Origin of the sequence: Enterococcus caccae ATCC BAA-1240 (assembly GCF_000407145.1) — a bacterium.
Taxonomy (GTDB): domain Bacteria; phylum Bacillota; class Bacilli; order Lactobacillales; family Enterococcaceae; genus Enterococcus_L; species Enterococcus_L caccae.
Genome location: NZ_KE136473.1, coordinates 144,944 through 170,036, shown reverse-complemented (window position 1 = coordinate 170,036; position 25,093 = coordinate 144,944). Strand labels below are relative to the sequence as shown.

At 36.8% G+C, this 25,093-nt stretch carries 22 protein-coding genes; 7 read left to right on the top strand and 15 right to left on the bottom strand.

Annotated features, from left to right (window positions below; all coding sequences use genetic code 11):
* Positions 1–10 precede the first annotated feature (10 nt).
* The 4 genes from mvk to fni are packed head-to-tail and all read left to right on the top strand — an operon-like array spanning position 11 to position 4,077.
* Complete coding sequence (gene mvk / locus I580_RS06325; RefSeq protein WP_010771126.1) at positions 11–955, top strand: mevalonate kinase; 945 nt, start codon at positions 11–13, stop codon at positions 953–955.
* Entirely contained in the window at positions 955–1,953 is a 999-nt protein-coding gene (gene mvaD / locus I580_RS06320) for a diphosphomevalonate decarboxylase (RefSeq protein ID WP_010771125.1), read from the top strand. The genes mvk and mvaD overlap by 1 nt, the downstream gene beginning before the upstream one ends.
* Entirely contained in the window at positions 1,950–3,047 is a 1,098-nt protein-coding gene (locus I580_RS06315; RefSeq protein WP_010771124.1) for a phosphomevalonate kinase, read from the top strand. Before mvaD ends, I580_RS06315 begins: the two co-directional genes overlap by 4 nt.
* Positions 3,031–4,077 (top strand): type 2 isopentenyl-diphosphate Delta-isomerase, encoded by a 1,047-nt coding sequence (fni, locus tag I580_RS06310; protein ID WP_010771123.1) that lies wholly within the window; start codon positions 3,031–3,033, stop codon positions 4,075–4,077. Before I580_RS06315 ends, fni begins: the two co-directional genes overlap by 17 nt.
* A 396-nt stretch (positions 4,078–4,473) precedes the next feature.
* On the opposite strand, the gene I580_RS06305 is transcribed toward fni, so the two are convergent.
* The 8 genes from I580_RS06305 to I580_RS06270 form a co-directional block, all read right to left on the bottom strand.
* The gene (locus tag I580_RS06305; RefSeq protein ID WP_010771122.1) at positions 4,474–5,334 is read right to left on the bottom strand and encodes a VOC family protein; all 861 of its coding nucleotides are present in this window, start codon (positions 5,332–5,334) and stop codon (positions 4,474–4,476) included.
* A gap of 114 nt (positions 5,335–5,448) precedes the next feature.
* A complete protein-coding gene (gene map / locus I580_RS06300) occupies positions 5,449–6,213 on the bottom strand; it encodes a type I methionyl aminopeptidase (RefSeq protein WP_010771121.1) in 765 nt (254 codons plus the stop codon).
* A gap of 34 nt (positions 6,214–6,247) precedes the next feature.
* The gene (locus I580_RS06295; protein ID WP_010771120.1) at positions 6,248–6,676 is read right to left on the bottom strand and encodes a GNAT family N-acetyltransferase; all 429 of its coding nucleotides are present in this window, start codon (positions 6,674–6,676) and stop codon (positions 6,248–6,250) included.
* Positions 6,677–6,766: 90 nt separating this feature from the next.
* A complete protein-coding gene (gene adhE / locus I580_RS06290) occupies positions 6,767–9,364 on the bottom strand; it encodes a bifunctional acetaldehyde-CoA/alcohol dehydrogenase (protein ID WP_010771119.1) in 2,598 nt (865 codons plus the stop codon).
* A 189-nt stretch (positions 9,365–9,553) separates the two neighbouring features.
* On the bottom strand, positions 9,554–9,802 hold the full coding sequence (locus tag I580_RS06285) for a post-transcriptional regulator (RefSeq protein ID WP_245558636.1): 249 nt from the start codon (positions 9,800–9,802) through the stop codon (positions 9,554–9,556).
* A 114-nt stretch (positions 9,803–9,916) separates the two neighbouring features.
* Entirely contained in the window at positions 9,917–10,279 is a 363-nt protein-coding gene (gene yajC / locus I580_RS06280; RefSeq protein ID WP_010771117.1) for a preprotein translocase subunit YajC, read from the bottom strand.
* A gap of 82 nt (positions 10,280–10,361) precedes the next feature.
* Positions 10,362–11,507: a tRNA guanosine(34) transglycosylase Tgt gene (tgt, locus tag I580_RS06275; RefSeq protein WP_010771116.1), complete on the bottom strand. Its 1,146-nt coding sequence runs from the start codon at positions 11,505–11,507 to the stop codon at positions 10,362–10,364.
* Positions 11,508–11,674: 167 nt separating this feature from the next.
* Positions 11,675–12,763 carry an iron-containing alcohol dehydrogenase family protein gene (locus tag I580_RS06270; protein ID WP_010771115.1) on the bottom strand — a complete coding sequence of 363 codons (1,089 nt, stop codon included), beginning with the start codon at positions 12,761–12,763 and terminating at the stop codon, positions 11,675–11,677.
* Between the two features lie 224 nt (positions 12,764–12,987).
* On the opposite strand from I580_RS06270, the gene I580_RS06265 reads away from it, so the two are divergent.
* From I580_RS06265 to I580_RS06255, 3 genes are all read left to right on the top strand, one after another.
* On the top strand, positions 12,988–14,451 hold the full coding sequence (locus I580_RS06265) for an ABC transporter substrate-binding protein/permease (RefSeq protein ID WP_010771114.1): 1,464 nt from the start codon (positions 12,988–12,990) through the stop codon (positions 14,449–14,451).
* On the top strand, positions 14,444–15,166 hold the full coding sequence (locus tag I580_RS06260; RefSeq protein ID WP_010771113.1) for an amino acid ABC transporter ATP-binding protein: 723 nt from the start codon (positions 14,444–14,446) through the stop codon (positions 15,164–15,166). The genes I580_RS06265 and I580_RS06260 overlap by 8 nt, the downstream gene beginning before the upstream one ends.
* A gap of 97 nt (positions 15,167–15,263) precedes the next feature.
* On the top strand, positions 15,264–16,415 hold the full coding sequence (locus I580_RS06255; RefSeq protein WP_010771112.1) for a pyridoxal phosphate-dependent aminotransferase: 1,152 nt from the start codon (positions 15,264–15,266) through the stop codon (positions 16,413–16,415).
* A 91-nt stretch (positions 16,416–16,506) separates the two neighbouring features.
* Here the strand turns inward: I580_RS06255 and I580_RS06250 are convergent, their stop codons facing one another.
* The 7 genes from I580_RS06250 to I580_RS06220 all read right to left on the bottom strand — a co-directional run bounded on the left by I580_RS06250 (position 16,507) and on the right by I580_RS06220 (position 24,703).
* Positions 16,507–17,208 carry a recombinase family protein gene (locus tag I580_RS06250; protein ID WP_010771111.1) on the bottom strand — a complete coding sequence of 234 codons (702 nt, stop codon included), beginning with the start codon at positions 17,206–17,208 and terminating at the stop codon, positions 16,507–16,509.
* A gap of 343 nt (positions 17,209–17,551) precedes the next feature.
* A complete protein-coding gene (locus tag I580_RS06245; protein WP_010771110.1) occupies positions 17,552–20,194 on the bottom strand; it encodes a hypothetical protein in 2,643 nt (880 codons plus the stop codon).
* 9 nt (positions 20,195–20,203) lie between these two features.
* Positions 20,204–20,824 (bottom strand): hypothetical protein, encoded by a 621-nt coding sequence (locus I580_RS06240; RefSeq protein ID WP_010771109.1) that lies wholly within the window; start codon positions 20,822–20,824, stop codon positions 20,204–20,206.
* A 12-nt stretch (positions 20,825–20,836) separates the two neighbouring features.
* The gene (locus I580_RS06235) at positions 20,837–21,679 is read right to left on the bottom strand and encodes a BsaA family SipW-dependent biofilm matrix protein (RefSeq protein ID WP_010771108.1); all 843 of its coding nucleotides are present in this window, start codon (positions 21,677–21,679) and stop codon (positions 20,837–20,839) included.
* A gap of 16 nt (positions 21,680–21,695) precedes the next feature.
* The gene (locus I580_RS06230; protein WP_010771107.1) at positions 21,696–22,421 is read right to left on the bottom strand and encodes a hypothetical protein; all 726 of its coding nucleotides are present in this window, start codon (positions 22,419–22,421) and stop codon (positions 21,696–21,698) included.
* A 41-nt stretch (positions 22,422–22,462) separates the two neighbouring features.
* Positions 22,463–23,713 (bottom strand): hypothetical protein, encoded by a 1,251-nt coding sequence (locus I580_RS06225; RefSeq protein ID WP_010771106.1) that lies wholly within the window; start codon positions 23,711–23,713, stop codon positions 22,463–22,465.
* Positions 23,714–23,785: 72 nt separating this feature from the next.
* Positions 23,786–24,703 carry a signal peptidase I gene (locus I580_RS06220; protein ID WP_010771105.1) on the bottom strand — a complete coding sequence of 306 codons (918 nt, stop codon included), beginning with the start codon at positions 24,701–24,703 and terminating at the stop codon, positions 23,786–23,788.
* Positions 24,704–25,093: the final 390 nt, after the last annotated feature.

Genomic DNA, 25,093 nt, shown 5'->3' with positions numbered 1-25,093 from the left:
GTTTATTAAAATGAATAAAGAAAAAATAGGTAAAGGACAAGCATCTGGAAAAATCATTCTGATGGGGGAACATTCGGTTGTTTATGGTGAACCTGCAATTGCTTTTCCATTTCAAGAAACGTTTATTTCAACAACAGTGGAACCTAGCATTACTATGACATTATATTGTCATTACTTTTCAGGAAATCTTGCAGATGTTCCAGTGCAATTAAAAAGCATCAAAGAGGTTGTCAATCAAACGCTTATTGCACTTCATCAGGAAAATACGACATTAAAAATCACGATTACGAGTACGATTCCCGCTGAACGAGGCATGGGTTCTAGTGCTGCTGCCGCAGTTTCTATCGTTCGCGCTTTATTTGATTATTTCGATGTCTCTTGTACCCAAGATGTATTGCTTCCTTTAGTCAATCGTGCAGAAAAAATTGCCCATGGAAACCCTAGTGGCATTGATGCCGCAGCAACTAGTGGAAATGACTCTTTATTTTTCATAAAAGGACATCCATTAGAATCATTTCCAATGAATGTTTCTAATGCTTTTTTGATTGTGGCTGATACAGGCATTAAAGGGCAAACACGAGCTGCTGTCAGCGATGTAGCTATGCTTTTTGAACAAGATAAATCAAACATCTCTCAACATATTACCGCGTTAGGACAGTTAACTAAACTTGCTAAACAAGCAATTTTAGCAGACGACGTTCACACCTTGGGTCATGTTATGAACCAAGCACAAGGAGAACTTAAAGCATTATCTGTCAGCAACGAGCAATTAGATCACTTGGTCAAAACAGCGCGCGAAAATGGCGCGATAGGTGCAAAATTAACTGGTGGCGGTCGCGGAGGCTGTATGATCTCCCTTGCTGACTCGAAAGAACAAGCAGAAAAAATCGCAGCATCTTTAAAAAATAACGGCGCAGTAGCGACCTGGATCCAATCATTAGGAGTGAACAATTAATGTACGCTGGAAAAGCACGAGCCTATACAAATATCGCCTTAATCAAATATTGGGGCAAAAAAAATGAACAATTGATTTTACCAATGAATAACAGTCTTTCCTTGACGTTAGATGCCTTTTATACAGAAACCAGTGTAATTTTTGATGAATCATTCATAGAGGATTCATTTTCCTTAGATGGCACATTGCAAGACGCAAAGCAAACAGCTAAAGTATCTAAATTCTTGGATCTTGTCCGCCAACAGTATAAGTTTTCTTTATTCGCCAAGGTTGAAAGCCAAAATTTTGTCCCAACAGCTGCTGGTCTAGCATCATCTGCTAGTGGATTAGCCGCTCTTGCAGGAGCTTGTAGTGCTGCATTAGAGCTACCGTTGGATGAAACAGAATTATCCCGTTTAGCTCGCCGGGGTTCCGGTTCAGCTTGTCGTAGTATATTTGGTGGATTTGCTGAATGGCAAAAAGGAGATTCTGATCAAAGCTCTTTTGCTCAAGCAATTCCAGCTGATGGTTGGGAAAATGAGCTAGCTATGCTTTTTGTTTTAGTTGATGATGGTGTCAAAGATATTTCAAGCCGTGATGGTATGAAACGTACAGTAGAAACATCCAGTTTTTACTCTGGTTGGTTGGAAACCATTGACGCAGACTTAGCAACTGCTAAACAAGCAATTGCCAAAAAAGATTTTAATAAATTAGGTGAAGTCACTGAAGCAAATGGCTTACGAATGCACGGAACAACACTTGGGGCAGTTCCACCATTTACTTATTGGTCACCTGAAAGCTTGAACGTTATGCAATTAGTACGTGCGGCACGAAAACAAGGTCTAGCTTGTTACTTTACAATGGATGCTGGACCGAATGTTAAAATTTTAGTCGAAAAGAAAAATCTGACTGCTTTAAAGAATTTTTTAGCAGATCATTTATCTGAAGAAAAGCTGATTACAGCGTACGCAGGTCCAGGAATTACCTTGATGCCTGTAGAAAGGTCGGAAGAATTATGATAGAAGTTTCCACACCTGGCAAATTGTTTATTGCTGGTGAGTATGCAGTTGTTGAGCCTGGACATCCAGCTATTATCGTGGCAGTGGATCAATTTGTGACGGTTACCGTTGAATCAGCAGAAAATGTTGGGAGTATACAATCTGCTCAATACAGTTCCCTACCCGTGCGCTGGACAAGAAGAAATAACGAGCTTGTGTTAGATATTCGTGAAAATCCTTTTCATTACGTTCTAGCAGCTATTCGTTTGACGGAAAAGTATGCCCAAGAACAACACCATGAGCTATCTTTTTATCATTTAAAAGTAACCAGTGAACTGGATAACTCAAATGGTCGAAAATACGGTTTAGGCTCTAGCGGAGCTGTGACTGTGGCGACTGTCAAGGCGTTAAGTCTCTTTTATGGTTTAGGATTAACTGAAGAAGAAATTTTTAAGCTTTCTGCACTGGCTCACTTAGAAGTTCAAGGAAATGGTTCTTGTGGAGACATCGCAGCTAGTTGCTACGGTGGCTGGATCGCCTTTTCAACCTTTGACCACCAATGGGTAAACGACCAAGCTCAAAAACAAACATTGACTGAACTACTTCAAGCAACATGGCCCAAGTTAATGATCCAACCACTGACTGTTCCTAAAAAATTACGCCTATTGATTGGTTGGACAGGCAGCCCTGCTTCTACTTCTGATTTAGTAGATCAAGTTAATCAATCAAAAGAAGTACAGGAAACAGCCTATCAACAATTTTTGGATGATAGCAAGGCTTGCGTTGAAACAATGATTGCAGGTTTCAACTCTGACAATATTTCATTAATCCAAACCCAAATTCGGAAAAATCGTCAACTGCTTCAACAACTAACATCAATTACAGGTGTAACAATCGAAACGCCAGCCCTAAAAAAATTGTGTAATTTTGCTCAGACTTGTAGTGGTGCTGCAAAATCATCTGGAGCTGGCGGCGGTGACTGTGGCATTGTGATTTTCAAACAAAAATCTGGTATTTTGCCTTTGATGAGCTCTTGGGAAAAAGAAGGCATCACGCCTTTACCATTACATGTATATTTTTACGGAAAGCAGGAAAAAAATGAACCGAAAAGATGAGCATATCTCTTTGGCGAAAGCCTTTCATAAAGAAAAAGCGAATGACTTCGATCAAATTCGTTTTGTCCATCACTCATTTTCAGAAATAGCGATGGATGACGTCGATATTTCAACGTCTTTTCTTGATTTTTCCTTAAAGCAACCCTTTTATATCAATGCGATGACAGGTGGTAGTGAACGAGCGAAAGACATCAATCAACAGTTAGGAATTATCGCTAGAGAAACTGGTGTGATGGTCGCTACAGGTTCCGTCAATGCGGCATTAAAAGCGCCTGACCTAGCAGATACGTATCAAATCATGCGCAAAGAAAATCCTGATGGCGTGATTTTAGCTAACATCGGCGCAGGGCTTTCTTTAGAAGAAGCCAAAAGAGCTGTTGATCTTTTTCATGCTGATGGATTGCAAATCCATGTAAATGTTCCGCAAGAGTTAGTAATGCCTGAAGGGGATCGAAATTTTCATGGTTGGCTAGATAATATTGAAGATATTGTTTCCCATCTGTCTGTTCCAGTTATTGTAAAAGAAGTTGGTTTTGGCATGAGTAGTGAAACGATTGAACAATTAATCTTGCGTGGTGTAAAAGCGGTCGATGTCAGCGGTCAAGGTGGAACCAGCTTTACACAAATCGAAAATGCACGTCGTAAAAAACGAGAGTTAGGCTTTTTAGCTGATTGGGGACAATCCACTGTTCTTTCGCTTTTAGAATCATCGAATTGGCAACGCGACTTAACTATTTTAGCCTCTGGCGGTGTTCGTCAGTCGTTGGATATTGTCAAAGCACTTAGTTTAGGTGCTAAAAGTGTTGGTGTTGCAGGAACCATTTTAAATCAACTGATGACAAACAGTGTAGATGAAACAATCGAACTTGTTCAACAATGGGAAAATGAGCTTAAAATGATGTATACATTGCTTGGAAAGAAAACAACTACTGAACTGGCAACAACAGATATTATTTTTTCTAGTGAGATCATTCATTGGTGCGAAAGTCGCGGAATTGCTTATCAGCCGTTTGCTAAGAGAAGTAAATAAACAAAAAACTGTATAAGCAGGTAGTCTATCTGACCTGCTTATACAGTTTTTTTGTTGAAAAAGTTCTTCCTTTTTAATCAAGTAATTTTAATACAATGTTTTCTTTAACATGTATAGATGGTGTTCCTGAAATAGTTTTTCCTCTACGATTTCCAAAGACACCTAGCGCATCGGTTCTTTTTCCAGTGGAACTGCAATCCTATCAGCCAATGTGCAAACATAAAAATAGCCGATGTTATGTTGTGATAAAGCAGAATATTGCGGAGAAACCCAATGCTTTTCAGCTTTCCCAATAAACTCACCTACATTTAGGCTAAAGCCTATTTCTTCAAACAAATGAATAGCGTTTCAAAATCATTTTAGTTTTAGAAAAAGAACTTACTTGATTTTCTTCGTTTACCCTTCATATGCTTTTCTCAATGCCGCTATATCAATCCGTTTCATTTTATACAATTCCTGCATTACGCGATACGCCCTATCAGGATCAGAATTATCGAATAATTTATCCATATCCTTTGTAACAGTTTGCCAACACACGCCATATTCATCTTCCATCCAACCACAGGGCCATTCTTTCCCTTTAGCTGTGACCGCATCCCATAAGCGATCGATCTCTGCTTGATCTTTACAATAAATATAAAACGAAGTGGCCATCGTAAAAGTAAAATCATGTGCCTCGCCACTATCCATCACCCGAAATGGTTGTCCATGCATTGTAAATAGAGCTTGCGCGACAGTCCCATCTGGATTTTTTTGGACATATTCTACCTTACCTTCACCGAAAATCTCGATCCATTGGTTCATTGCCTCTTCTGCTTTTCCAAACTGCTCTCCAACAAACAAGAAACTCGGTGCAATAGATTGCGGTGTTTCAGATAAGACTAATTGCCACGAAACACCATACTGGTCTTTTAACCACCCGTATTTCTTGCTGAAAGGATAAGACCCAAATTCCATCAAAACTTCACCATTATGACTTAATGTTTCCCACAACTCGTCGATTTGCGCTTCCGTCTCACATTCTACAAAAAATGAAATTGCAGGTGTAAAATTAAATTCAGGACCCCCATTCAGCAAAATAACTTCCTGTCCAGCAAGTGTCAATGAGATTGTCAAAACTGATCCTTTAGGTTGATGTTCACTATCTACATAGTAATCAACCTTATTGATTTTACTTTGTTCAAATGCGTTCACATAAAACTCAGCTGCTTCTTCTACTTTTCCATCAAACCATAAACATGGAGAAAATTTGGACATCTTTGCTCATCCTTTCTGAAATAGAATAAATCAAATACTTTGACCCTATTATATACATCAAATGAGTTATTTGAAAAAGCCATGCTCCTGATTATTTTTGAACGATGTTTTATCTCAGTAACTGCCTTCTTCTCCTTGTGAAGTTAAAATCACTGGTCCTTCTTTGGTAATGGCTAAACTATGTTCATATTGACAACTCAAGCTACCGTCTCTTGTCTTGGCAGTCCAGCCATCTGATTCCATTTCCATTTGCCACGAACCGACATTTACCATGGGCTCTATTGTTATTGTCATTCCCTCTTTTAATCGCAACCCTTTACCAGATTCTCCATAATGGGCAAAAAATGGTTCTTCATGAATCGTTGGACCAATGCCGTGGGCAATAAAATCACGAACAACACTATAACCTTCAGATTCCACATACGTTTGAATGGCATGACCGATATCGCCAACACGTTTGCCAACTTGAGCTTGCTCAATGCCTAAATATAAAGCTTTTTTAGTAACGTTCATTAAATGTTTCGTTTCATCTGTCGCTTTGCCTACTGAATAAGCCCAGCAAGAATCTGAAATTGCGCCATTCAGGTCAATACACATATCGACTTTGATCAAGTCTCCATCTTTTAATATTTTTTTCCTCGGAAAACCATGACAGATTTCATCATTGATACTACAACACGTTGCATACTCATACTCTTCAAAACCAATTTGAGCCGCCACACCTCCGTGACTCTCGATATAATTACGAACAAATACTTCGATATCCCAACTTGTAATTCCAGGCTTGATAAATGTCCGCAATTGCTTGTGTACATCCGCTAATAATGCACCTGACTTCGCCATCATATCTATTTCTCTGTTTGATTTTAATGCAATCATTTGTTGCCTCTTTTCCTGATTCGATTTATTTTGATTAAAATAATTTTCTGAAGTTCACTTGATTCTTCACTCTTTCATAGCCTTGATGCTCATAAAATTTATGCGCTTCGGTTCTTTCAACACCTGAATTTAGCCGAATACCTTTTGCTCCATTTTCTTTTGCCCATTGCTCTGCATGGTTAAGTAAGGATTTGCCTGCACCTTGACCGTGTATATTTTCATCTACCACTAGCGCCATCACATTCATCAGCTTAGGTCCATAAGTACAAACATATTCACTTAGCTGGATATAACCAACTACTCTTTCATCAACAATCCTTACAAATACTTTATTCACTGGTGAAGATAATAGATAGTTTAATTGATTTCTAGTTTCTTCTAATGGATAGTCGTGATTCAACGGATAGGTATTTAATTGATTGATTACTTCTGCATCTTCTAACTTGGCCTCTCTGATGGTCATTTGGTATCACTCCCATTTGTTTTGACTTTATTATACCTCTAAATAAAAAAAGAAGAGCAACTTTTACGTCGCTCTTCTCAATTTATTCAATTAACCATTGTAGGCATCGATGATGATTTGTTTTAATTCACTGATCAATGGTTCTTTTGGATTAGCTGTAGTACATTGATCTTCATAAGCAAGTTCTGCCATATGATCAACTGTTGAATCAAGAATTTCTTGTGTAACACCTTGTGCTTTCAAGTTCATATCGATTCCAACAGATACACCTAAATCGTAAACAGCTGTTGCTAATGCATCTACTAGCTCTGCTGTATTTTTTCCTTTAAGACCTAAGAATTTCGCAATATCAGCGTAATCTGTGTCGGCACGGAAGTAGTCATATTTAGGGAACATAGCATGTTTTGAAGGATCTTTGGCATTGTAACGGATGATATGCGGTAATAAAATCGCATTAGTACGTCCGTGAGGAATCCCATATTCTCCACCAATTTTATGTGCTACTGAGTGACAAATTCCCAAGAATGCGTTGGCAAAAGCCATACCAGCCATTGTTGATGCGTTATGCATTTTTTCACGACTTTCAGCATCTGGACGTTTCACTGAGTTTTCTAAGTGTTCAAAGACTAATTTAATTGCTTGTAAACTTAATCCACGCGTGTAATCAGAAGCCATTACTGAAACGTAAGACTCAATTGCATGTGTCAATACATCCATACCAGTATCAGCCGTTACAGAAGCTGGAACTGACATCACAAATTGTGGATCAATGATCGCAACGTCTGGAGTCAATGCGTAATCAGCTAATGGGTATTTTACATGTGTATCGCTATCTGTAATAACCGCAAATGGTGTTACTTCTGAACCTGTACCTGATGTTGTTGGAATACATACAAATTGTGTTTTAACAGCTTTGTCGATTTTGTACGTACGTTTACGGATATCTAAGAATTTTTGTTTCGCGCCAAAGAATTCTGTATCTGGGTGTTCATAGAACATCCACATGCCTTTAGCCGCGTCCATTGCAGATCCGCCACCTAAAGCAATGATTGTATCTGGTTCAAAATCAACCATGACTTTTGTTCCAGCGTAAACTGTATTTGTAGAAGGATTAGGTTCTACAGCTGAGAATACTTCGATTTGAACGTCGTTTTTACGTTTTTGTAATTCTTTACGAACCGTATCAGCATAGCCGAATTGAACCATTCCTGGGTCACAAACGATCATCACACGTTCAACGTTTTCCATTTTTTGTAGATATTGTAATGAATTTTTTTCAAAGAAAATTTTTGGCGGTAATTTAAACCATTGCATATTATTTCTCCGTTTCGCTACAGTTTTGACGTTGATCAAGTTAACAGCAGATACGTTTTTAGACACTGAGTTTTTACCGTAAGATCCGCAACCTAATGTTAATGAAGGAATCATTTCGTTATAGATATTACCGATTCCACCTTCTGCTGATGGAGAGTTCACCAAGATACGGCAAGCTTTCATACGTAAACCAAATTTCACTTGTAGATCTTCATCTTCTGTATGAATCACAGCTGTGTGACCTAAACCACCTAATTCAAGCATTGCTTCACATAAATCAAATGCATGATCTGTGTTTTTCGCTTTCATCATCGCTAATACTGGTGATAATTTTTCGCGTGAAAGTGGGTATTCAGCTCCTGCACCTTCGATTTCAGCAACTAAGATTTTAGTGCCTTTTGGTACTTTGATTCCTGCTAAGTCAGCGATATGTTCAGCTGAGTACCCAACGATTGCTGGATTAACTGCATATTTGCCTTCATTCATAACAGCATCTTCTAATTTTTGTAATTCGTTTGGTTTAATGAAATACACTTGATGTGCTTCAAATTCAGCTTTGACAGCTGCATAAACTTCTTTATCTACGATCACAGCTTGCTCAGAGGCACAAATCATCCCATTATCGAATGATTTAGAAACGATCAAGTCATTGACTGCACGTTTGATTTTTGCCGTTTTTTCAATATATGAAGGAACGTTACCTGGTCCAACACCTAGCGCTGGTTTACCAGTTGAGTAAGCTGATTTCACCATACCAGCACCACCAGTGGCTAAAACAATAGCGATTCCAGGATGATTCATCAAACCTGAAGTGGCTTCCAATGAAGGTTGTTCGATCCATTGTACACAGTTTTCAGGAGCGCCTGCTTTGATTGCGGCATCACGAACGATACGAGCAGCTTCTGCAGAACATTTTTGCGCACTTGGATGGAAAGCAAAGACGATCGGGTTACGTGTTTTGATTGAGATCAATGCTTTAAAGATTGTTGTTGATGTTGGGTTTGTTGTTGGTGTAACACCACAAACTACACCCACTGGTTCAGCGATTTCGATTAATCCTGTTTGGTCATCTTTGTTGATAACGCCTACTGTTTTATCATGTTTGATACTGTTCCAAATATATTCTGAAGCGTACATATTTTTGATTGCTTTATCTTCGTAAATTCCACGGCCAGTTTCCTCAACTGCCATTTTCGCTAAAGGCATATGTTGGTCTAATGCGGCCATTGCCATTTGGTGCACAATGTGGTCAACTTTTTCTTGATCGAAGTCTTCCATTTCTTTTAAAGCAACATTTGCTTTTTTTGCTAACTCGTCGATCATTGCTGATACATCAGTCATTTTGGTATCTTCTTTCTTCATTGTTTTAGCCATTGTGATCCTCCTAGAAAAATAAATGATTTATTTTTGTTTGTTAACTATTTCACATACACATCATACAACATTATTTTTTTCTTGTAAATAGTTTTATTGTGATTTTTTTCACATTTAATTAAGTTTTTTTCACCGCAACATAGATAAGCGCTTTCTATCTTACAAAAAGAAAAAAAGACCTATTCACCATTAGAATAGGTCCGTTAAATCATGCCAATCTTTGATCTTTAAACTACTTGTTTGTGCAAGTAATTGTTGATAATCAAAAAATTCATTTGGTTCAATATGTAGAATATCTTCCTTGCATTCCTTGATCGATGCTGGAGATTGTTTTTTCCAACGATAAGAAACGAGGTAGTTCATCAATTCCGCCTCATTGACTGATGAATAACCAAGTTGCTGAAAAGATTGGCATTTGCTTTTTAATTCTTTTTTCAACAAGAACTTTTGGTGCCATGACAGCTTTTCGATGGTTCTCCCCCTCTTTCCAAAGAATAATCTATGTGGATTTCTTCGTTATGTTAGAAAGAAAAAATCCCAGCAAGCTGGAATTTATTCTTTCGTTTCATCGTTTTCAGAAATTGTTGTTGGTTCTTCAACGACTGTTTCTTTCGTTTCAACAACCGTTACGTCACTGTCATTTGTAACAACAGTACCTGGTTTTACTGTTTTGATCGCTGCACGATCAAATTCAAGGATAATTCCTTCGCAATCGATCAATACAGTTCTTTTGTCAGTATCGATTTCAGAAATTACACCGTGTAATCCGCCAATCGTTACAACTTCATCGCCCACTTTCATTGCATCTAAAAGTGTTTGACGTTCATTTTGTTGTTTCTTTTGCGAACGTGTCATAAAAAACATCATTCCTGCTAAAAGAATTAATGGTAAAATAAACGAAAGTCCTCCGCCCATTATCTATTCACCTCTCTATCGTATAATCACTAGTTTACTGTAACAAAATTTCGTGTACAACACTAGTCTTTTGATCACTTTTTTAGAAACTTTTCGCATTCTCTTTATTGAAGCCATATTCTTCAAAAAAGGCTTGTCTAAATTCAAGTAAATTATCATCCATGATCGCTTGACGAACTTGTTTCATCAAATTCAATAGGAAATATAAATTATGGTAAGATGTTAAACGAATCCCAAATGTTTCATCCGCTTTGATTAAGTGGCGAATATAAGCTCGAGTATAGTTTTTACATGTATAGCAATCACACTTCTCATCCAACGGACGGAAATCTCTTGCGTATTGCGCATTTTTAACAACCAAACGTCCTTTAGATGTCATACAAGTACCATTTCTAGCAATTCGAGTCGGCAAGACACAGTCAAACATATCGATCCCTCGAATCACACCATCAATCAATGAATCCGCAGTTCCTACACCCATTAGATATCTTGGTTTATTATCAGGAATCAACGGTGTTGTAAAGTCTAACACGCGATTCATTTCAGCTTTTGGTTCACCCACAGATAAACCACCAATGGAATAGCCTGGAAAGTCCATACTAATCAAATCTTTGGCACTTTGACGACGTAAATCTTCAAATCCAGCACCTTGGATAATTCCGAATAAGCCTTGACGGTCTGGATTAGCATGAGCTTTTAACCCACGCTCTGCCCAGCGTGATGTCCGCTCAATTGATTTCTTCACGTAATCATAGCTTTCATCAAATGGCGGACATTCATCAAAACTCATCATGATATCAGAACCTAGATTATTTTGGATATTGATTGCCTTTTCTGGTGAAAGGAACAATTTAGATCCATTCAGATGATGTCTAAAATGAACGCCTTCTTCTGTGATTTTACGCATATCACTTAATGAAAACACTTGAAAACCACCAGAATCGGTTAGGATTGGTTGGTCCCAATTCATAAATTTATGTAAGCCGCCTGCCTCTGCAATCAAATCATCGCCTGGACGAAGCCATAAATGATAGGTATTGCTCAAAATCACTCCTGCGCCCATCTCTTTCAAATCTTCTGGTGACATTGTTTTTACTGTCGCTAACGTTCCTACAGGCATAAACATTGGTGTTGGAAACGTTCCGTGAGGGGTAATGATCTCTCCTAAACGGGCACCTGTATGTTTTTCTTTCTTTATTAAACGATAACGAATGGCTGGTTCTGTCATTCATTCTCCTACTTTCTTTTGTAAATTTACACTTTCCTCATCATACTTTTTTTTGTTCGTATTTGCAAGGTTTTACGGGCTTTCTTTAGCATATCCTTAGACATTAAAACTGGAGACAAGATAAAAAAATCTTTTGTCTCCAGTTCTTTTTATTTTTTCAACTTCACTTATTTGTTGCTCATGGCTGTTTCAAGTTCCATCATGGCTGTTTTGACAATTTCTGATGTAATCGTTTCTTTCATATAATGAATAGTTTCATGAGGCTCGGCAGCACGTTCTGCAACTCGGTTATATTCATCTTCTGATAAATTCATTTTCATCTCTTTTAAGGAAATTGGTAAATCTAAACTATGATAAAACGGAATAAGTTGCTCAATTTCTGACCATTTATTTTCAATGACTAACTGAACCAAAACACCGTAAGCAACTTTATTACCATGTAACTGTTGGTGACTCTCAGGTAAAATCGTCAGCGCATCATGTATGGAATGAGCGCCTGCCGTACGACCGTAATCATCACCAAAGCCACCCACCATTCCGCCAAGTAAAATATTCGTCTCTACTACATTTAAAAAGGCTTGATTCATTTCTTGTTCTCTCATAGCATTAAGCGCTTCTTGACTATCTGTAAGCAAAACATCCCGACATTTTTTTGCTGCAAATGCAGAGACTTGGATCTCAATTGGCTGTATCTCTAATTGTGAGATCATTGCATCTGCTTCATACCATTTAGCCACAGTATCTCCGATTCCTGCAATCATCAGATCAATCGGTGAAGCTAATATAACGTTAGGCTCGATCAACACTAAGGCATTACTTTGCGGAAATACATCATAACGATCCATAGAACCGTCCATTTTATATATCACACTTAGTGGAGTATACGCCGCACAAGTTGCAGCTAATGTTGGTAAAATCAAGATAGGCGTGTTACATTGATTGGCTACTGCTTTCCCTAAATCTGCAATCTTTCCACCACCAACGGCTATGATTCCTTCTAGCTCTTTTTGGTCAAAGATCTTTTTCAATTCAGATGTCTTCTCATCGGTACACTCCCCACCATACTCAATAAAAAATGCATCTATATTCACTAAAGAAGGAAAATACGGTTTCGCCGCTTCCCATGAGTCTTTCCCATGTAAAATCATAACACGTTTGATTTTTCTTCTATTTAAATGTTCTTCTAAGTCATCCCACGCGCCAACTCGGCATTCATATTCTTGGGGTGCTCCTCTTACGATTAATGATTGATTCATTCTTCTCGACCTTTCATTTTTTACTAATTTTTATGCAAAAGTGAACTTTTGTAAATTCTTTGATAAAATTCACTTTTCCTTTCCCTTAATCTATGATATGATAAAACACATCCAAAAACAATAAATTTTTATACATTTATACACGTTTTTTAGAATATTTATCGAAAACCAAAACAGTTAGATTTTTTTGACTGTTACCAATCCAATATAAAGGAGAAAAGCAAATGAACTTATGTAAAAAAACTTTAGCTCTTATTATTCCCATCTTGCTGGTACTACTCACTTTTATCCCTGTAGCCACAGCAATCGCAGAAGAACCAGATCCTGTCTATGAGAGTATCATGAAACGTGGAGAGCTGATCGTTGGCTTATCTGCTGATTATGCACCGTATGAATTTCATGCAGACGTTGATGGGAAAGACCAAGTTGTTGGTTTTGATATCTCGATCGCACAAAAAATCGCAGATGACCTAGGCGTTAAATTAAAAATCGAAGAATTGGGTTTTGATGCATTATTAGGAGCATTGAAAACAGGTAAGATCGACCTGATCATTTCAGGGATGGCACCAACACCTGAGCGACTGAAAGAAGTGAATTTTTCAACTCCTTATATGACCGTCCAACAAAAAGTCGTCGTTAGAAAAGCAGACAAAGATCAATTCCAGTCAACTAAAGATTTCAACGATGTAAAAGTTGGCGTTCAAAAACAAACGACACAAGAAGAATTAGCAAAGACAGAACTTGTCGGTTCGATTCCAACTTCTTTACAAAAAGTCCCAGACATCATTATGAACTTAAAAAATAAAAAAGTGGATGCTGCTGTTTTAGAAGGCCCTGTCGCGGAAGCTTATGTGGACCGTGATAAAGAATTGACATTTGCTGATGTGACATTTGAACAAGGCGAAAAAGATGCAGCTGTTGCAATTCCTAAAAATGCACCTATCTTAGAAGAAAAAGTCAACGCTTCGATCAAAACAATCAATGATAATAATCTATTAGATGGCTACAAAAAAGAAGCAGGCAAATTAATGTTTACAGATGATGAAAGCTTCCTTGGAAAATACGGCAAATTCTATATCAGCGGTGCTGGTTATACGATTTTCTTAGCCTTTATGGGGGTATTATTCGGTGCAATTTTAGGTGGTTTACTTGCTTTAATGAAATTGTCTAAGTCAAAAATCTTACGCGGTATTGCCATTTGCTATATTGAATACGTTCGCGGCACTCCGTTATTAGTACAAATCTTTATTGTTTATTTTGGTACAGGGGTTTTAGGTCTTGATTTATCGAAAATCGCTGCTGGTTGTATTGCTCTTGCATTAAACAGTGGGGCTTATGTCGCAGAAATCGTCCGTGCTGGTATCAACGCTGTCAACAAAGGACAATTAGAAGCAGCTCGTTCTCTTGGAATGAACCAACCACAAGCGATGCGTTATATCATTTTACCTCAGGCAATCAAAAATATCTTACCTGCTTTAGGAAATGAATTTGTAACGGTAATCAAAGAATCATCTGTGGTTTCCGTTATTGGGGTTTCAGAGCTGATTTTCCAAGCCGGCAATGTTCAAGGCGCAAGCTTTAAACCGTTCTTACCATACCTTGTGGTATCATTGATTTACTTTGTTTTAACCTTTACTATTTCTCGCCTACTAGGTGTTGCTGAAAGGAGAATGAGTACTAGTGATTAATATAAAAAACTTACACAAAACCTTCGGGAAAAACGAAGTCCTAAAAGGAATCGATCTAGATGTAAACGCTGGTGAAGTGGTCGTGATCATCGGTCCTTCCGGCAGTGGGAAAAGTACTTTTCTACGTTGTTTGAACTTATTAGAACAGCCAACAGACGGAACGATCGAATTTGAAGGAAAAAATTTGTTGGATAAAGATACAGATATCGATGCTCTTCGCCAAAAAATGGGGATGGTATTCCAAAATTTCAATTTATTTCCTCATAAAACAGTCTTAGATAATTTAACGATCAGTCCAATCAAAGTCAAAAAAGAAACAACCGAAGCTGCAAAAGAAAAAGCGCTAGCTCTGTTAGAACAAGTTGGCTTAAAAGATAAAGCTTCTAGCTACCCTTCCAGTCTATCTGGCGGACAGCAACAACGGGTAGCAATTGCGCGTGCATTAGCGATGAATCCAGATGTGATGCTATTTGATGAACCAACTTCGGCACTTGACCCAGAAATGGTCGGTGAAGTATTAGCCGTTATGAAAGCTTTAGCAGTTGAAGGAATGACGATGGTCGTTGTAACACATGAAATGGGCTTCGCTCGTGAAGTTGCCGATCGTGTGATTTTCATGGATGCTGGAATTATTCAAGAAGAAGGCACCCCAGAAGAAATTTTTGGTCAACCAAAAAATCCAAGAACACAAGATTTTTTAAGAAAAGTTTTGTAAAACGTTTAAGAGGACAAAGTAAGTATAAAAACTTGCTTTGTCCTCTTAAAAAAATGGTATAAAATAAATAGAGTAATAAGTAATTGGAGGGAACAACATGGATCGTTCAAACATGGCAAAAAAACATCAACAACCTGCTGAAAATATCTTAATGGATATTGCTACCTTAGCAAAACAAGTACCAGATTTACTAGATTTATCAATAGGTGATCCCGATTTAATTACAGACGAGCGAATTATCGATGCCGCCTTTACAGATGCAAAAAACGGCCATACAAAGTATACTGCTTCTGGCGGTAGCCAAGAATTTATTGATACTGTCGTTGCGTTTTATCAAAAACAATACGGTCTAAACTTTGATCCAAACCAAGTACGTGCTACAGTCGGAGCCTTACACGGTATGTATTTGACTTTACAAGTTTTATTAGATCCAGAAGATGAAGTCATCATTCACGAACCGTACTTCTCACCTTATAAAGATCAAGTGATTTTTGCTGGCGGTAAACCAGTATTTATCCCAACTTATGAAGAAGATGGTTTTCAAATTAATATCGATGTATTGAAAGCTGCCATTACAGATAAAACAAAAGCCATTATTATCAATTCGCCAAATAACCCAACAGGCGCTGTTTTTTCTCCTGAAACGTTTAAAGCAATTGCTGATTTGGCTATTGAACACGATTTTTATATTCTCTCTGACGAAGTTTACGAAGCCTTCTGCTTCTACGATGACTTTGTTCCAATGGCAACCTTTGCTCCTGAAAATACGATCACGTTCAGTAGCTTCTCAAAAGCGTTTGCGATGACTGGTTGGCGCATCGGTTACATGATTGCACCTGATTATATCAATGAGGCAGCAAAATTAATCAATGAAAGTATTACTTACTCTGCACCAAGCCCCTCTCAACAAGCCGGTATTTATGCTTTAAATCATGCTGAAACATTAGTACCAGCAGTCGTTTCCATTTTTAAAGAACGACTAGAATATCTGGAACAACGAATCGCATCTATTCCGTTTCTTTCATTACATCCAGTTAAAGGCAGCATGTATGCTTTCATCAATATTTCTAAAACAGGACTTACCTCAGTGCCTTTTGTTGAAAAAGTTTTGAAAGAAACCAATGTACTGATGATTCCCGGTAAAGCTTTTGGTGAAACAACTGGAGATAATTATGTGCGTTTAGCAGCGACCCAAGATATAACGATATTAAAAGAAGCATTTGATCGAATCGAAAAAATGAGCTTCTAAAAAATGGTTTTGTTTCCCCCTATCTACTCATAAGGGAAAACAAAACTATTTTTATATGCAATCTATTTTTTCTCAGCAACTTTTATCCTAACTACTCATCATCTGCTAAAGTATTATAAAGAATAGCAAGTGTGGTAACAACACAAACGACTATCTGAATCCATAAATTATCTGAAAAATTCTCCGTTATTTTAAGAGTCGCAATCGCCAAAAAGAAACAAATAGCCAAAATACCTGCTAATTTCACTCTTTTGAACTCTTGTTGAATCCGATAAATCGTCTCAATTGGAACACCTTTTTGCTCAGCGATTGTCCTCAATTTTTGTTTTCCAAGTAATTGCCACATCACTCCACGGTATAGTCGTTTAGCCTCGCTATCTTTGCTGAATGCAGAATACGTTTCTTTATTTCGACTTTTTTCTTGCTTCAGTTTTAATTTAATCAACCGTGGATGCACTAATCGGTCATTTCTATCAATCCACAAAAGAACTTCCCGCCACTCTAATAAAGTCAATTCTGGGGAGGTTAATACAATCAAATCTAGTTCTAAATCTTCCAATTCATTAAAAAACTTGAGTAGCACTTGATAGTCTCTTGAAATCACTTCTAAAAAAGCAATCACTATACAATCACCTGGTTCTGTGTAATCCAACATCCGTTGATAATCACTTTCTGGATCTTGAAACACTCCATAGCTTTGAGTGTCATCTGAAAAAATTTCTTCTACTTCATAATCCTCCAAAAAGTCAAATTGCTGATTTAATCTATTGCCATGAGCATAACCTAGATTCATCGTTCCCTACTTCCTCGTCTCATCAGTTTAATTTTCAGTCATAGACTGTTCATTATTCCTACTTATTTCTTTTTTTGAAGAAACGGATTGTCTATTCATCCTAGAAGAAGGCTTTCTCCTAGTGAGCTGATCAAGCCTATTTGTTATTTCCGTATTTTTTCGGATGATGAAAATAAGTAGAATGCTATGAATAAAAATGATACTCCCTAAAGCCGCCAATAGTAAATACATTGTCCCTCATTCCTATCCATTAGATTTAGAGTTTTCCTTTAGCCTAATCAATGGTACTCTAAAAACCAATTTCTCTAGTTACTGCCAACCTTAAGATTATTTTCCTATGGGTTTATTCGTTCTGGATTGTTCCTAGTTTATTTTCTTTGTATTCCCAATGGTGAAATGTAGGCTGAAGTGTCACTGGTTTGATATACGTCGTCAACCAAAACTCAGGGTTCTTTGATACATCAACTTGAATCGGTGTTTGCGAACTGTTACTAGATAGATGTTGGCCCTTGTCAGTCGTCAATACATATCCAATCAACTCATAATTCATCGGAATTTTGGATATAAAGGTATACAATGGTTCCTTGATTTGATAACGAATAATATAAGTGTCAAAAGCTGATCCGTTATCTACTGTGGAGTTCATATTTAATGAGAACTCATCTTTCTTTTCCCCTAGCGTATTTCCGCTAGTTAACGTACCAAACCCTCTTTTAGGTACAACAACTTGATTATTAGCATTATTCACAACTTGTCTACTATGAACTGTCAACTTCCGAAGTCTATAAATCAAGTGACCTTCTTGAACTTCATTTGTAATCGTCCACTCAACTGGTGTTATTTGATTCCCTTCAGTACTTACTAGCTTAACAAAATCATAAAACTCCATTTTTTTAGGAGTTATACTTTCCGTCTTAGCAATTGTTAACTTCTGATCTAACAGTATATCAGCTGAAGGAATTGCATTGTTCATTTCATCATATGCTTTCAATATAACTTTTTGAGGTATGTCTTCTGCCCAACAAACGTTCGTTACTTTGCTTGATGAAGCTTCATTTTTATCCTTTTCATAAAAAACTATTTTAATTTCACCTTTTTGGTCAACCGGATCATTAATTGAAAATCTCAGTTGATTGATAAAGTTCGTAATTACTAGCAAGTCGTTATTTTCTTTGATAGCAAATGTAAAATCGTTATATTCCGTCTCAGTATTGCCTTCCTTAACTGTCCACTTCTCAGGCAGTACTAAGGAACTAAAATCTTTAATCACTGTATTTTTAGGGATACGTATTTCCAATGAATCCATTTTTTTATTTAGAGTGTTATCTAAATTCAATTCAATTAATTTAACTTCATTTTCCGTACGTTCAACGTTAAAATCAATGTTCCGGTTTAAGTCTTTGATGCGCTGACTATTTACTGACGAAATATTACTAGCACGATCCACAGCTAAAACATGTAGATATTTTTCTGAATTTTTACTTTCTTGAATCGAAAAAGTACTTTTCGTATCATATTCGACAGAATCTTCATTTGGGGCGACATACAAATCATATTTTTCTGGATCTATTCTGCCATATGAATCTTTATACCCTTCAACTTTTTCTTTCAAATTTGATTTTGGTGAATTCGTTACTTCATAAAAGTAACCTTCAATATTACTTACGATAACTTCTTTCACAATATCTGATTTTTTTTTGCCTGATGATTTAGTATGTGCTTCGATATACCATTGATATTCTTTTCCTTCATCAGAAGCATCTATCTCAATATTGAAGTTTCCTCCTTTACCACAACTGATATTTGTATTAGGCTTATTTGGTGCTTGATCATCTTTAACAGTCTGGTCATTAGCAAAGTTATCTAGCGATACTTGTGCCAAATTATACAACGTATTTGCAATAATCTTTCTTTCATCCAAATTTGAATTCCCTTGAGAGTGTCCCGTTTGAATCATTCCAACATTGTTATTAGTCTTTAAGTACCAACCTCCGCGCCAATTCCCATCTACTAAAATTGGATTGGGCCAAGGAGCGGTAGGATTGATAAATTCAAGCCACGTTGTTCCAACCGTTGTATCTTGCAATTCAACATTATGAGCATAAGGAATGTTCAAAACGACATCATTTTCTAATTCAAAAGGAAATTTCATTAAGTATCCATTATTAATTAATCGAACTTCAGCAGAACCAGTCATAGAATTTGTTTGACGCCGACCTACCCCTAATAAGTCTTTAAAATGTGAATAAAATTCAGCTCTTGTACTATAATCACTTACTGTGTCATGACCAAATAACACGCCTCGTCCTGTATCAAGATATGTTATTGTTTCTTCAGCGGCATTTTTACTGATATCTTTCGCATTATTTGTATCCCATGAACCAAACATCAATACATCATACTGATATACACCTGCATCGTCTTTCAAATAAGCATTCGGATTGGCGTTATAATCACTTAAGGTTACTGGCGTAACCTGAATCAAGTTAGAACCATCTGATGCTTTTAAATTTAAGCTATCCATCCAACCTTTTAACGTATTAGACCTGATTTGATCAGGATACAAATTCAAAACTTTTATTGGCTTCCCGTAATTAAGAGAACGGTTATTCCATGTTTTACCATCCTCAGATTGATATAATTGATAGCCTGATTGACTCAAATCATTGATTTTATCCCATTTTAAAGCCGCATAATTTTTTCGGTCTTTTTGACTCCATTTATTTTCTGCTGTTAACCTAAAATCACCACTCGTCACCACAGTAGATGCTTTAAGTTTGTTTCTACTCATAAAAAAATACCCAAGAATCAACGTTACTACTACTAGTGACAATGCCAACAACCATTTTCTATTATATTTTCGTCCTTTTTTTTTCATTTTATCCCCCTTCTTTTCAATACTCATCAAATCAATGATTTCTTCATTGAAAACACTCATTTCATGCGTATTGAACGTAAAAAGGCCAGCACGGAATGAATATTCCATGCGCCTATCTTACTCTGCTTTATTAGCTAATTGATTGTCGATCACTCGCAGTTCTCCATTACTAGGGACAATTCCTTGCCACCAAGCATCACGATAAGCATATCTTGTGCAATTAATCGCTTCAACTTTCACCAACAAACTAACAGTTGCTTTATGGTATTCTGCTCCTAATTCCTTTTTCAAAGTTACTTGCTTAAATAAGGTTTCTGTACTATTCGATCTACCTGGTTTTAACGCTTCTAAATAATAATAATACCCGTCTTCTCCTAATTTCCAATAAGGACTATTCAAGTCTAAAAGGATTTCCGACCCAATTTTTGAAGGGAATAAACGAGTACTTTCACTACTTTCTAAACGAATTTCTGGTTGGACCATTATTCGAACAAATTGGTTGATTGTTCCTGTATTTTCTACAGCTACTTTTTTTTCAATTGAGGTTCCTGGTAAAATTGTTATTGGTTCACTAAAAACTTCACTCACTTTCGTTTGAAGGTCTCCAATCTGTAAAAGATCTACTTTCTCTTCTCTTACCATCATCGCAGCATACGCTACAACACTACCTATAACTAAGCATCCAACTATCACAGGCACTATCCAGAAAATATGTCCAAACTTTTTCTTGTGTTTCATCTTGAGTCCCTCCTAATGAACTTTTCCACGATACATCGTTTCTACATACGAGTTGGAAGTAATTTTCCAATCCTTTAATAGAGACGTTGTACTATCATGAGCATCCATAACAGGAATTAACTGATATAAAGAACCTTTGTACTGATTAGGTATATTTTTCTCTAACACGACACTTTGAACCAATTGTTTGGTTTTTTCTTTAGGCTGCAATACTTCTGAATAATAAAAATAGCCATCAGAATAATACCAGTAGTTTTTTCTCCCAGATATCGGCTTATTTTTCTCATCATAAATATCTTTATCATTAAACTGAATCGTTAGATAGCTAAGACTATCGACCCGTCGATTCCCCTTATAAACATACGCTGTATTTGGATTGCTTATGTCTCCCTTATAGACCTCTGAGGCTGTAAAATATTTCCCAGAAGCTACTTTATATGTATTCTTTTTTGCCCAAGTTGAAACATCCTCTACCTGCATATCAGAACCGCTTGAATGATTTACAATTTTCCTACTGCCATTACCTGCAGAATCAGTCATGTCAAGTTCAAACTGAGCAAAGAACTCATACAAAGAGATGCGAACTATAGCTGGTATTTGTCCGTTATTTTTTACTGATAATTCATTTGTTGTTGTTTTGCCAGGTACCCATTGTAGATTTGGAGTAAAAGTTTCCTCAATTATTGCGGAAAGCTTTTTAGCATTTGACTTACTGGTGTTGATTTTCTCATCACTATAGGTAATCCACGAGTAAGTACTTCCTACTACAAGCAATAGACTTAAAAATAAAGAAAATACTGCCAAAAAAGGTTTATTTTGATTAATTATTTTCAATAATTTTTTCCCTCTACTCATTTGCTTCCCCCTTCCTCTAATCTACTTTACCTTGTTCTTCTTTACGTTTTTTCCATAATAAAATCGTAATTAATACTAACAAAAGTCCAGTTAATGTTTTATAGATCAAATTTTTGACTTCTTCACCTGTCATCGGAAAAATGCCGGTAGATTTTGGTTTCTCTGGTGAGATTGTACTGCTATCAGTTGACTTAGGCTGATTCTTTGTTGCAACAAACGTCCAATGATAAAGCAACTGGCTTTCTTCTTTATGATCTGCAAGTGTCAGATCTTTATCTACTTCAAATGTGGCAGTTAAAATTTGATCTTTACCATATTCACAAACTCCTATTATCAATGGCTGGACAGTCCAATCAAATTCTTCGTTCCCTAATAATGGACCCTGATACAATTTTTTTCCATCCAGAGACAAAGTTAAGTTTATTTGTTTGCTAAAATCGATTGCTCCTTTGCTTGAATCTGGAGTAACCACTAATCCTAACTCAAAAGGCTCTTTTACATCCATACTACGAATCGTGATGGTCTTTTCATAACTTTCTCCAGGTAGGACATTTGGCAAGTCAACATAGTACTCTCCTTCAGAAGAAGCAGATATCCCAGTCTCATCGCCAATAATCACTCCTGGAGGAAGGGTTTGACTGGCAACAGCTAGTAGCGTTCCGCTGGTAAAGGTGATGAAAATACTTGAAAAACTATACAAAACCAGAACTAATAGACGTTTTCGCATTGATTGTTGCTGCATCGTTTTTCCCCTTCCTGTTTCTTATTCATATCAATTAAAAATTAGCTTACTGCTTGTCCATCTAAATATGTTGCGATTTTTTTAGTTTCTGAGCCATCTGCTCCGTTCAAATTCCAACCAGTACTATCAGATAAAGCTTCTTTAGTTGCTTGAATAGATTCCATTTTGACAATCAAATCATAGGTTGCATTTGTATATTCTTTTCCAATCTCATTTGTAAATACTAATTTTTTCAATAACTGTGGTGTCGATTCGCCAGAGTTAAGTGGACTACTAAAATAGAAATAGCCGTCTTCATTGTTATAAACCCATTTATCATTCTTCAAATCTTTAGTCGTTCCAATTTCTGTACCATATTCAATATTTATCCCACTAACATCTAAAGCTGCCTTATCTGCTTGAACGCCTTTTCTATCTGAGTTAGCTACTGGAATTTGGTCAGCGGCTGTCGCTACTGTTACAGCTGGAATCTCCGAAAGACCTAATGCTGCTTTTGTATAGTCATATTCTATATCATATTTTTTACCTGCACTTCCCAATAAAGAAGCTTTTACTTTTGTCGCCTCTTCTGATGCCCCTTCTAGAGAAGATGCCGCCCAGTTTGTTACAACATATTTGTATCCACCACTATAAACGGAATATTTAGCTTTGGACATAACAAAATCCCAATTTTCCACTAGAGAATTTTCACTATTTCCGCCTGATACAGATACATCTGTTTCCATTGCTTGGTATTTTCCAGTTGCATATTCAAAAAATGCTGAATAATTGAATGTAGTAACCTCTGAATTTGTCACAGGGTTTTTAGTAACTGAACCTTTTGCATAGACTTTTACACCAGCTGGTAAAGCAGCTCCTTGAGCATCTTTTACCTTGCTTGTCACATCTTTATAGTTACTTGTGCCATTTACATACTTAGCCCCGTCATATCCCACAGGAACATCATCTGCTAATGGATTCGGTGTTGCGCTAGCTGTCCAGCCTGTGTCTCGGTTTGTCACATCACCTTTTCCCTTCAAATGTTTCAATACTTCTTCATAAGATATGCGGACAAATACTGGTCCACTTCCGGTATTTTTAACCGTTACTTCTTTAGTTGTTTCGGTTCCTGGAATGATATCTACAGGGCTCCAATTCTCTTCTACGCTCACGCTGTCATCTTTGAATGCAGATGCACTCACACGGTTAATCTTTTGATCTTGCGAGTTAATCCAAGCAAAAGTACCTGCGAGAAAGGCTAGTAAAGCCAATCCAGAAGCTGCCACCAACTTTTTCTTTTTGTTTTTTTTCATCTTTAATAATCCTCCTACTTAAAATTAATGTATATTCTCACTTGCTTTGTAAGATAAAGCTAAGTGTTAATATTATCTTTCGTATAGTGCTCGTCTCTTTTTTCTTCTCTCATTTAAATCTTCATCCGATGTAAATAGATAGGACTTCAATACTAAAAAGAATCCATACAATGAAAGAATACAAACTAGACAAGCCCAAAATTCTTCTCGAGCAAACTCGATAGCACTACCTATCTTTGGCACCGCAAAGACTACCTTACCCAATACACGATCTGAAGTTATGGGCGGATCATTGCTTTTATTAGCATCACCTTTAGTAACTAAATAATTGCCTTTTTTTCCATTCAATTCATCCATACGTTCTACCATTCTATGAGTCAAATAGCGTGAACCATCACCGACAGCAAATGTTACAATGTCGTCTTTTTTGACCTTATCACCATCCATAAGTTTAACAATGACGACATCCCCTGCATAAAAGCCACCTTTTGGGCCATTTTCTTGAGGAACCATAGAATTAGTCAAAACTGTGTAAAATCGATAACCAAAAATCGATGCTGTCGACTTTGAACTAAACGAGAACATAACGGCCATCAAGACAATCCCGATCGTAACACCATAAAATACTAAATTACTTATAAAAGAAAACACCAAGACACCTGGGCTTTTAGCAACAGGCTGTGAGCGAGGTCGCCTATTATACTCATCACTCATTCTCCTTGTTGGAATCGGACGACGAGTTTGCTGAGGACGAGGAGCCTCTTGATATTCCAAACGTCTAGGTCCAGACTCTTCATAAAAATCATTATGAGAATTTCGTATTTTCGGCCGTGGTCGCTTTCGAACAACACGTTCATCATATCTTTCGTTATCCAGATATAGCCTTTTGGGTTCTGCATATGTCTGATCTCGAGAGCGTCTGGAATTACTCCGCCCAGCCTTTTCGTATTTAGAACGACCATTCTTTCGGACAGGCGTTTTTTTTGGCATAGACAATCTCCTTTCACTTCTTCAATATTAGCGTCTTTGACCTCTTTTAATTCACTCATTATTCTTAATATAAATAGATAAAAGAACTGAAATATATATGTGTGTTTTAAAATACTATTTTCACCCATATGTAAACTATACCTATTGTTATTTTTCATGTCAATAAATTTTATATTTTTCAAATATAATTCTTTTTACTAAATTAGAAAAAATAAAAAAACTTATCACGATTTTTTTCATTGAGATAAAAAGCTAAAAAACCTTTAAAATCAATGTTTTACACATATATATAACAAAATAAATAAATACACCCGGTGGTTTATTCAAAAAAAAAAAATAATTGTTTTCAAAGTCCATAAAACAACTTCATAAACGAAATGTTATTTAATT